The sequence below is a fragment of the Flavobacteriales bacterium genome (assembly GCA_019694795.1).
Classification (GTDB): Bacteria; Bacteroidota; Bacteroidia; order Flavobacteriales_D; family UBA2798; genus UBA2798.
In genome coordinates, this window is the sequence record JAIBBF010000079.1 from 1 (window position 1) to 9,019 (window position 9,019).

At 40.1% G+C, this 9,019-nt stretch carries 10 protein-coding genes; 9 read left to right on the forward strand and 1 reads right to left on the reverse strand.

The window, feature by feature from the left end:
- The 8 genes from K1X56_13925 to K1X56_13960 all read left to right on the forward strand — a co-directional run.
- Window positions 1–285, forward strand: a 285-nt coding sequence (locus tag K1X56_13925) for a T9SS type A sorting domain-containing protein (protein MBX7095815.1), incomplete at its 5' end; no start/stop codon positions are given.
- Between the two features lie 77 nt (window positions 286–362).
- Window positions 363–1,448, forward strand: a complete 1,086-nt coding sequence (locus K1X56_13930) for a glycosyltransferase (GenBank protein ID MBX7095816.1) — start codon at window positions 363–365, stop codon at window positions 1,446–1,448.
- 46 nt (window positions 1,449–1,494) lie between these two features.
- Complete coding sequence (locus K1X56_13935; GenBank protein ID MBX7095817.1) at window positions 1,495–1,797, forward strand: YbaB/EbfC family nucleoid-associated protein; 303 nt, start codon at window positions 1,495–1,497, stop codon at window positions 1,795–1,797.
- A gap of 165 nt (window positions 1,798–1,962) precedes the next feature.
- A complete protein-coding gene (locus K1X56_13940) occupies window positions 1,963–2,499 on the forward strand; it encodes a 5-formyltetrahydrofolate cyclo-ligase (GenBank protein ID MBX7095818.1) in 537 nt (178 codons plus the stop codon).
- Window positions 2,500–2,695: 196 nt separating this feature from the next.
- Window positions 2,696–3,292, forward strand: a complete 597-nt coding sequence (locus K1X56_13945) for a hypothetical protein (protein MBX7095819.1) — start codon at window positions 2,696–2,698, stop codon at window positions 3,290–3,292.
- Window positions 3,293–3,314: 22 nt separating this feature from the next.
- A complete protein-coding gene (gene meaB, locus K1X56_13950) occupies window positions 3,315–4,352 on the forward strand; it encodes a methylmalonyl Co-A mutase-associated GTPase MeaB (GenBank protein MBX7095820.1) in 1,038 nt (345 codons plus the stop codon).
- 146 nt (window positions 4,353–4,498) lie between these two features.
- Entirely contained in the window at window positions 4,499–5,509 is a 1,011-nt protein-coding gene (locus K1X56_13955) for a peptidoglycan DD-metalloendopeptidase family protein (protein ID MBX7095821.1), read from the forward strand.
- Between the two features lie 92 nt (window positions 5,510–5,601).
- Window positions 5,602–6,885, forward strand: a complete 1,284-nt coding sequence (locus K1X56_13960; protein ID MBX7095822.1) for a UDP-N-acetylmuramoyl-tripeptide--D-alanyl-D-alanine ligase — start codon at window positions 5,602–5,604, stop codon at window positions 6,883–6,885.
- 54 nt (window positions 6,886–6,939) lie between these two features.
- Here K1X56_13960 and K1X56_13965 read toward each other — a convergent pair whose 3' ends face one another.
- A complete protein-coding gene (locus K1X56_13965) occupies window positions 6,940–8,082 on the reverse strand; it encodes an acyl-CoA dehydrogenase (protein MBX7095823.1) in 1,143 nt (380 codons plus the stop codon).
- Between the two features lie 46 nt (window positions 8,083–8,128).
- Between K1X56_13965 and K1X56_13970 the strand changes: the two genes are divergently transcribed.
- Window positions 8,129–9,019, forward strand: an 891-nt coding sequence (locus K1X56_13970) for an anhydro-N-acetylmuramic acid kinase (protein ID MBX7095824.1), incomplete at its 3' end; no start/stop codon positions are given.

The window sequence follows — 9,019 nt, forward strand, 5'->3', positions numbered from 1 at the left end:
TTGAGTGGAGGTAATGTTGGTATACTAGATTTAGGTCAGTTTATTAAAATTAATGCCTGGCCAAATCCGGTAGAAGATGTTTTACATATCCAAATTCCGGAAAATGAAAGTGAGATCTCTCAGATTGAAATCATCAACCTCAGCGGACAAATCATTCAGGTTATTCCAACCAATGGAAATTCCGGCTTGTTTGAAATGAATACAACTGAATTATCGCCCGGAATATATTTTTATTCGGTTGCTAACGGTACAAACCGAATCACCGGCAGATTTATTGTAAAATAAACTTCTCTTTTTGTAGTTTTAAGTCCGGTAAGTTGATTGCCGGACTTTTTTTTTTGAATAAGCCTTTACATATACTGATGTTTACCGAGTGGTATCCGAATCCGGAGGACCCTCAACTGGGTGTTTTTATTGAAAAACATGCAAGAGCTGCCGCAGTAAATCATCAGGTAACACTACTCTATATTCGAACTTCAAAACAGAATCAAGAAAAGTTCCGGGTGGAAATTCAGGAAGGAAATCCTCGTATCATTTCAATTACCATTAAACGTTCGGTTTTTCTTTGGACACGGAAATTCAGGTATTTTCAGTCCGTAAAAAAAGCCATTAAAATGATTGGCGAATTCGACTTGCTCCATTTACAGGTGTGCGGAAAAAACGCATTGGCTTCGGATTACTTTTTTCATGAAAAACCCATGCTGATTACTGAGCACTGGAGCGGATTTTTGCGCAATGAAAAAAAAGGATTAATACCGGAGAAAGATTTATCGAAAGCATTTCATAAAGCAAAATTGATAAGCGCAGTTTCTGAACCTTTAAAAGAATCAATTGAAAATCGATTTTCAATTCAAGGAGTAAAAATCATTCCAAACGTTATTGAATTTAGCGAGAAAAAGAACTCAATTCACAATGGAATAAGAATCGTTGTGGTTGCCGATTTAGTAGATAAAATAAAAAATATTTCAGGAATATTAGAGGCTTGTTCACAAATTGAATTCCCTGAAAATTCGCAATTAGTAATTATTGGCGACGGACAAGATGCATCGCATTTAAAATTATTGGCTGGTCAATTAACCTTTCATTCACTACAAGTTCAATTTTTGGGAAGACTAAAAAACGAAGACACTTTACATGAAATTTCCTCTTCCGATTTTTTAATCATGAATTCCTTTCATGAAACCTTTTCGATGGTCACCGCAGAAGCAATTGCATCAGGTATTCCGGTAATTGCAACACGGTGTGGCGGACCTGAACAATTTGTCGATCCAGAAAACGGTATTCTCATTCAACCCGGTTCACAAGCTGAATTAATTGCGGCTATTCAACACATGTTAACGAATTATAGCCGGTATGATGCTGAGAACATTAGAAAAAGTATTTTAGATAAATATGGTTTTGAAAAAGTTTCGGAAATATTAAAACAGATATATAGCGAAATATACTGAGTTTTGAAATTCCAAATTTTCCTATTTTTGTAAAAAACCAGTTTTCATGTTTGGCAATATGATGGACCAGCTTCAGCAAATGAAGCAAAAGATGGATGAGAGTAAACACCGGCTGAATTCGATTACAGTGGATGGTGTTTCCGGAAATAACAAAGTAGTTGTTACGATGAACGGCAACCGAAAAGTTACCGGGATTAAAGTAGATCCTTCTTTATTAAAAGGCGATGCTGAAGAATTAGAAGATTTGCTGATTCTGGGTTTTAATCACGCCTTGGAACAAGCTGAAAAAATTAACGAATCGGAAATGCAAAGTGCTGCAATGGGAATTTTACCTCATCTCAACAAATAACTTTTCCACTATTTCTTGCATTTTTTCTCTCATTTTGTTGAAAAACACTGCTTTTCCTTCTGCCTTTTAAGCGAAATCTTTCCTTTCAATTGATTTTCTTTGCACTGAAATTTTCAGTTTACCCGAATGGTAAAATCGGATCTTAGAACAGAATATCTTGCAAAGATGAAAAGTCTTTCTGCGGGTCAGGTAGAAGACCGTAGTCAGGCGATTGCATCTCAGTTTTTCCGCAATTTTAAATTGTCGGAAGAATGCTTGCACATATTCCTTTCGATTACCAAAAACAATGAGGTCAATACTTTCTTTTTCATCAACCAGATTTTAAAAGAATATCCCAACGTAAAATTGGCAGTACCCCGCAGCGATTTCGAAACGGGAGAAATGACGCATATTCGCTACGATTTACACACGAAGCTTAAAGTAAACCGCTTAAGTATTCCTGAACCTGTAGAAGGGGAAATCATTGATCCTTCTTGTTTCGATATGGTACTCGTTCCCATGCTTTGTTTCGACATGAACGGTTACCGCGTGGGTTACGGAAAAGGATTTTACGATCGCTTTTTATCGAAATGCAGACCTGAAACCAAAAAGATTGGGCTTTGCCTTTTCCCTCCGGTAGATGCCATCGAAAATGTGGAGCCTTTTGATATTCGTCTAGATGCGGTAGTGGAACCACAGAAGACTCACTTTTTTAATCGCTGATCCATTATCTCTAACCCAAAATATCAAGGCCTGTTTCACTTGCTGGCCATATTTTTTATTCCTGCTTTATTATGCAGTTATTTTTTAGCAGAAACCATTTGGCCTTTCCTCATTGTTTTCATCGTCTTTTCCTCGGCTCTTTTCTTTTTGTTTAAATCCAAAAAATGAATGGCGCTGTTTTTGTATCTTTTGCAGCGTGATTCGAATCCTGTTGATATTTGTGTTGTTCACCTCCATGGTAATTCCCCATGGAAAAATACCTCATTCTACTGCTGAAAACGCTCCTTACGACGAAGTTGTTTTCGGATTATCGCTCACGCATTCCATCAATTCGCAACCCATGACGCTTGCGGTAGTTTATAAGCTCAACGGAAAAGTATCGCGCAGCACCTTTTTAACCATCGATCAATTCATTATGCAGGTCACAGGTGAAGAAAGTTCTCCCGCTAACCCGATGAATAAAAATCTGATGCTGGATCATGGCATTGCACATTGCTTTTCTGATTTTGAATATTATAGCCAGAACAACAAAAAATACCTGGGGTATTATTGTCCACTTCTAACCGACCTGGTTTGGCGTGTCCGTTATAAACGCGATCCTTTTAATGCAAATTTGCGACAAGATTCCGGGTGGGCAGCCTTGTATTACGGACCTTCACTTCCGCAGCGTCAGTTTCTGATGAAGGAATATAAACTTACCACCATCAGTGATTTTATTCTTGGAGAGGACATGTTTCGCTTTTTCAACGATATTCAGGATACCGCATGGCAAAACAGATACAAAAATCTCTAAGCTTAATTGCTATTTTTGAAGCATGACAGATCAGGGTGGTCACCATATCAACGAAAACTTTAAACGAAAGAAGTCTCCTGCTTTTGAAGATGTTCAGCAATTGTTTCAGGACATCCGAAAGGGAGACCGTGTTGCATTGGGACGAGGAATTACACTGATAGAAAGTGAAAAAGAAGAACATTTTCCACTTGCTTCTCAATTGCTTTCTCTCTGTTTACCCCATTCCGGTAATGCATTTCGCTTAGGCATCACCGGTGTACCCGGTGCAGGGAAAAGTACATTTATTGAAGCCTTCGGAAAACATTTAACCGAACAGGGAAATAAAATTGCCGTTCTGGCTATTGATCCAACCAGCGCATTGCATAGAGGAAGTATTCTGGGCGACAAAACCAGAATGGAAGAACTATCGGCCGATCTCAACGCATTTATTCGTCCCTCTCCTTCCGGTGGAGCATTGGGTGGTGTTGCACGAAAAACCCGCGAAAGCATGATCCTTTGTGAAGCTGCCGGATATACCATGATCCTGGTTGAAACAGTAGGTGTGGGACAAAGCGAAATTCAGGTGCATTCGATGGTAGATATGTTTCTGTTAATTCTCATTGCCGGAGGAGGAGATGAATTGCAGGGAATTAAGCGGGGAATCATGGAAATGACCGATCTTTTAATTATCAATAAAGATGATGGTGGAAATAATCCACTTGCCCAAAAAGCCAAGGCCGAATATGCCGCAGCCCTACACCTCTTCCCCCCTGCCGAGTCGGGATGGACACCCAGAGTTGAAACTTGCAGCGCGCTCGAAAAACGAAATATTGAGCTCATCCTTCAACGGATTGAGGAATTCCGCAACCTGAGCCTGACAAATGGCTATTTTCAGAAAAACAGAACCGAACAAAACCTCTATTGGTTTCGCCAAAGTCTTGAAGAACAACTCTATCACGACTTTTTTCATCACCCGGTGATTGAGAAAAAAATGCCTGAAATCCGGAACGCCATTATCAATTCTACACTTTCTCCCTTTGAAGCAGCCCGGATTTTATTGGAAACCTTCAAAAAAAGTTAATCCATTAAGCGATTAAAAACCAACAACTTAAAAGGAAACAAAAACACCGTTGGGGATATTTTAACAGATTTTTAGGACTTCTTTCGGGATTTATTGGTTAATTTCATAGGCGCAAAGGAATTGTAAAACCGCTCCAAAAGCACGAAATGACAGAATTTGTAAAAAGGATTCTGCTTGCTCTCTTTTTTCTTACCGGAACTGTTTCGGGGATTTGGGCGCAAGGAGGAGAAACCTTCGAAGGACGTGAAATTGTTGACACTCTTCGTTTGAACAACAGTACGATTATCCTGTTTGCCGACAAAACATGGATGTATGTTTCGTCCCAGAACTTTAACGGGGTTATGAACGAGTACCTGCACACTATTGTGACACAGGATACTTCGCTACAATTTAAAACTACCTGGTACACCGAAATACCATTTACCTACGAAAATGATATTAGTCGACTAAACGACACTATTTGGATGTGTACGGTGGACACTACTTACAATAAATTTACCATGCCTTGTAAAGGGGCTGTACTCTCTAAATTTAAATACCGCGGTTCTCGTTTTCACCATGGTGTGGATATTGACCTTAATGTTGGTGATACCGTTAAAGCAGCATTTTCCGGAAGAGTACGTTACGCACAATACAATAAAGGCGGATTCGGAAACCTGGTGATTATTCGTCACCATAACGGTCTTGAAACCTATTACGCCCATCTCAGCAAAATTAATGTTGCCGTAGATCAGGAAGTCCATTCCGGAGAAGTGATTGGATTAGGAGGAAATACAGGCCGGTCCTATGGTCCGCATCTTCATTTTGAAACCCGTTTTTACGATAATGCTTTTGATCCCTACGAAATCATTGACTTCGACAATCAGGTATTGAAAAATGAGAACCTGTTCATCCATCCCGGCATGTTCGATTATAGAGCGGTTTCCAGAAAAAATACACAACCTAAATCAGGTGTTGGAAATTCCGGAGCCGATCAGGTGGTTGCCAAACAAGTTCCTCCTGCTGGGAAAGGATCCAAGTATTACACTGTTAAATCGGGCGATAATCTGGGTAAAATTGCCAAAGCAAACGGAACCACCATTGATAAGCTTTGCTCTCTAAATGGCATCGGCAGAAACGATATTTTGCGCATCGGACAAAAACTCCGCGTAAAATAACCGGATCTTCAAATTATCCTGTTAACAAATCTTTTCTTACTCCTTATAGAGTATCGCACTATTCGTGAAATTTGAGTGCAATAAATCATACTATGATCGAAGCCTTATACCGTCATTTTTTAGCCTATCCAAAAATCTCTACCGATACCCGGAAAATTGAAAAGGATTCCATTTTTTTCGCTTTAAAAGGACCCAATTTCAATGCTAATCAATTTGCATTGCAGGCATTGGAAGCAGGTGCGGCAATGGCAGTGGTGGACGATCCTACTCTTCCAAAAAACGACCGGTTGTTTCTGGTAAAAGATGTTTTGGAAGCCTTGCAACAATTGGCACAACAACATCGTGATCAACTTTCCATTCCCGTTCTTGCACTTACAGGAAGCAATGGAAAAACCACCACTAAAGAATTAATTCATTCCGTGCTCAGCGAAAAATTCAGAACACTGGCTACGAAAGGAAATTTAAATAATCACATTGGTGTTCCGCTTACGCTTTTAGAAATAAACGCAAATCATGAATTTGCCATTATAGAAATGGGCGCCAATCACCAAAAAGAAATAGAAGCGTTGTGTACAATTGCTCATCCTACCTGCGGACTTATTACCAATATTGGAAAAGCACATATTGAAGGATTTGGCGGAGAAGAAGGCATTAAAAAAGGAAAAGGCGAATTGTTTGATTATTTAAAATCGCAACAAGGAAAATTATTTGTGAATGGCGATTCTTCTGTTTTAATGGAAATGGCAGAACATGCCGACCGTTTGGTGTATGGTAGTAAAGCAGATTTTTTTGTACAGGGTAAAAATCTTGGCGCTGATCCCTTTTTAAAATTAGAATGGATAGAAAATAATCAATCCCTTTTTATTACGACACAACTCATCGGAAAATACAATTTCGATAATGCCATGGCGGCCATTGCTATTGGTAAATATTTCGGTTTAACCAGGGAGCAGATAAAACATGGTCTGGAAAAATACCTGCCTGAAAACAACCGTTCGCAAATCGTAAAAAAAGGAACGAATGTGTTAATCATGGATGCTTATAATGCAAATCCCAGCAGCATGAAAGTAGCATTGGAAAATTTTGCTGAAATGCAGGCCGGAAATAAACGCTTTATCATTGGCGATATGCTCGAACTGGGCGACGCTTCTGAAAAGGAACACTGGAACATTGTCTCGTTGACGGAGGAATTAAATTTAAATGGAATTTTTGTGGGACCCATTTTCGGTAATCTGCCCGAAATAAAAAACAAAGTTCACTTTGCAACTACCGATGAGGCGATGCTTTATTTAAAATCAAACCCCATCGAAAACACGCATATACTGGTGAAAGGTTCACGCGGAATGAAACTTGAACGATTAAGTGAAGTTTTATAAATGAAAAAGTCCCGATATACACCGGGACTTTTTTTATTCTAAAATAATATTCAATTATCCTTTAATCACAGCACGTGAAATGACAATCTTTTGTACTTCCGATGTGCCTTCATAAATCTGAGTAATTTTTGCATCGCGCATTAAACGCTCTACATGGTATTCTTTTACGTAACCGTAACCACCGTGTACTTGTACGGCTTCTGTAGTTACCCACATCGCTACACGCGAAGCAAATAATTTTGCCATTGCTCCGGAAGTATCGTAGTTATCGTGATTATCCTTATCGATTGCTGCTTTATGAACCAACAAGCGAGCAGCATCAATTTCTGTGACCATGTCTGCAAGTTTAAACTGAATAGCCTGATGCTCGCAAATAGGTTTACCGAATGCTTTACGCTCTTTGGAATAAGCCAATGCCAGTTCGTAAGCTCCTGCTGCAATTCCCAAAGCTTGTGCAGCGATACCGATACGTCCGCCACTCAACGTTTTCATGGCAAACTTAAATCCAAATCCATCCTCGCCGATGCGGTTTTCTTTTGGAACTTTAACATCGTTAAAAAGTAATGTATGCGTATCAGAAGCACGGATACCCATTTTATCTTCCTTAGCACCTACGGTGAAACCTTCCATTCCACGTTCAACAATAAAAGCATTAATTCCGTGGTGACCTTTCTCTGGATAGGTTTGCGCTATTACCAGGTATACAGATGCTGAACCACCATTGGTAATCCAGTTTTTTGTACCGTTCAACAAATAGTGATCATCCTTTTCGATTGCGGTGGTTCGCTGTGAGGTAGCATCGGAACCGGCTTCAGGTTCGGATAAACAAAATGCTCCGATTTTTTCTCCTTTGGCAAGAGGTACCAGGTATTTTTGTTTTTGTTCTTCTGTTCCAAATGTTTCGAGTCCCCAACAAACCAGTGAATTGTTTACCGACATACATACCGAAACAGAGGCATCCACTTTCGAAATTTCTTCCATGGCTAAAGCGTAGGAAACAGTATCCATTCCACCACCGCCGTATTTAGGATCCACCATCATACCCATGAAACCAAGTTCGGCCAATTGACGAATCTCGTCTTTAGGGAAACGCATTTCACGGTCGCGGTCGATTACTCCCGGTTTCAATACATTCTGAGCAAAATCTCTTGCTGCATCACGTACGGCCTTTTGTTCTTCGGTCAGTTGAAAATCCATATGCTATAATATTTCGTTAGAGGTCGACAAAAATAGAATTTTTATCGTGATTTTTGCCAATAAGAAATTAACGGTGAAAGCAAGTTTAGTATTAGGGATGATGTCGGGTACCTCTCTGGATGGATTGGACCTGGCTTTGTGTAGGTTTTTCGAAGAAGGAGAAACGCAATTTGAACTTATTGCGGGTCAAACCATTCCCTATCCTGCTCCCTGGCAAGAACGCTTAAAACACCTGATGAATCTTAATGGGGCTGCATTGATGGAGGAAGATGCCGCTCTTGGAAAATGGATGGGCGAGCAAGCTGCAGCATTTTTAAAAAGTAAACAACTTCATTGCGAACTGATAGGATCGCATGGTCATACAGTATTTCACCGACCGGATTTAGGATTCAGCACACAAATTGGTAACGGTGCTCATATTGCGGTACAAACCGGTATTCCCGTGGTTTGTGATTTTCGTTCGACCGATATTGCCTTGGGCGGACAAGGCGCCCCTTTGGTTCCGCTGGGAGATCGGGAGCTTTTTGGCAAGTATGAAGTGTGCCTGAATATTGGCGGAATTGCCAATTGGAGTGGAGAAATTGGCCGGGAACGAAAAGCCAGTGATATTGCACCTGCCAATATGGTGTTTAATTTTTTGGCGGAGCGCTTAGGAAAACCTTATGATGCGAACGGGGAAATGGCAGCAGGCGGAAAATTAATTCCTGGATTACTGAAGGAATTAAATGAACTCAGTTTTTATCGGGTAGATGGACCCAAATCATTGGGAAGGGAGTGGTTCGAAGAAAGCTTTTTACCTCTGCTTAACACGTATCAGGAACCTACAGAAAATCTTTTACGCACCTGTGTAGAACATTGTGCTCAGCAAATAGCATATTCCCTTCGGTCTATCGAAAAAGGGACTGTTTTTATTACCGGTGGCGGGGCTTACAATCAT